This window comes from Micromonospora sp. NPDC003776, from assembly GCF_053605645.1.
Genome location: NZ_JBSGJR010001007.1, coordinates 1 through 1026, shown reverse-complemented (window position 1 = coordinate 1026; position 1026 = coordinate 1). Strand labels below are relative to the sequence as shown.

The following is a 1026-nucleotide window of genomic DNA, read 5'->3' as shown; positions in this document are numbered from 1 at the left end:
CGGCCGGCCGGTGGGCGACCTGGCGGTCGGGCTGGTCCTGCTCTCGGTGGTCGGCGGCCTGGCGGTGGCGCTGCAGTCCGCGCTCAACGGGCGGGTGGCCGCGGCGGTCGGCCCGGCCGCCGGGCTGGCGGTGAACTTCGCGGTCAGCAGCTCGGTGATCGCCGTCGTGGCCGGGCTGGCCGGCGCGTTGGTCGCCCGGTCCGGCTGGCCCGCGCAGTGGTGGCTCTACGTCGGCGGCCTGTTCGGGGTCGGCATCGTGCTCGCCCTGCTGGTCGGGGTCCGCGCCGCCGGGGTGCTGCGTACCGGTCTGGCGCTGGTCGCCGGGCAGCTCGCCGGGGCGCTGCTGCTGGACACGGTGCTGCCCGGGGGCGCCGGGATCCGGCTGCCGGTGCTGGCCGGGGCGGCGCTCACCGTGCTGGCGGTGCTGGTGGCCGGCGTACGCCGACGGGGGCCGGTCCGTGTGGCGCCGGAACCCGAGCCGGCGCCGGATGGCAGACTGGCCGGGTGAGCGAGCGAAGGGAGGCGGCGGCGGTGAGTGATTCCGTGGTGACCGTGCGGCCGCGCCGGATCCGGCTGGTCTGCTGGGTGTCCGCGGTCGCGCTGCTGGTGGTGTTCAGCGCGGTGGCCACCTCGCTGAGCGGCTCCACGGGCGACGGGTATGGCACGTTCCAGCGCGGCGACCAGCTTGCCATGGTCGGGCTGGGCCTGTTCGGCGCCCTCGGCATCCTGCTCTTCACCCGCCCGCGGGTGGTGGCCGACGTCCGGGGTGTCCGGGTCCGCAACGTGATCGGCTCGCACGAGCTGCCCTGGGAGGTGATCCGCGGGGTCCGGTTCGACCGGGGCGCGCCGTGGGCCAGCCTGGAGCTGCACGACGACGATCTGCTCCCGATGATCGCGCTCCAGGCCGCCGACAAGGAACGCGCCGTCGAGGGGGTGCGGGCCCTGCGCCGCCTGCACCAGGCCCACCTGGCCGCCCTCGCCGCCGGCGACCCGTCCCCCCGCTGACCCCCACCCGCTCGGCCCGCG

The 1026-nt window shown here is 77.2% G+C and carries 2 protein-coding genes; both read left to right on the top strand.

The genetic code is table 11. The features are described 5' to 3' along the window. Positions 1-508, top strand: a 508-nt coding sequence (locus tag ACWEVO_RS37110) for a DMT family transporter (protein ID WP_452312038.1), incomplete at its 5' end; no start/stop codon positions are given. 35 nt (positions 509-543) lie between these two features. After that, complete coding sequence (locus ACWEVO_RS37105; protein WP_452312039.1) at positions 544-1005, top strand: PH domain-containing protein; 462 nt, start codon at positions 544-546, stop codon at positions 1003-1005. Positions 1006-1026 lie beyond the last annotated feature (21 nt).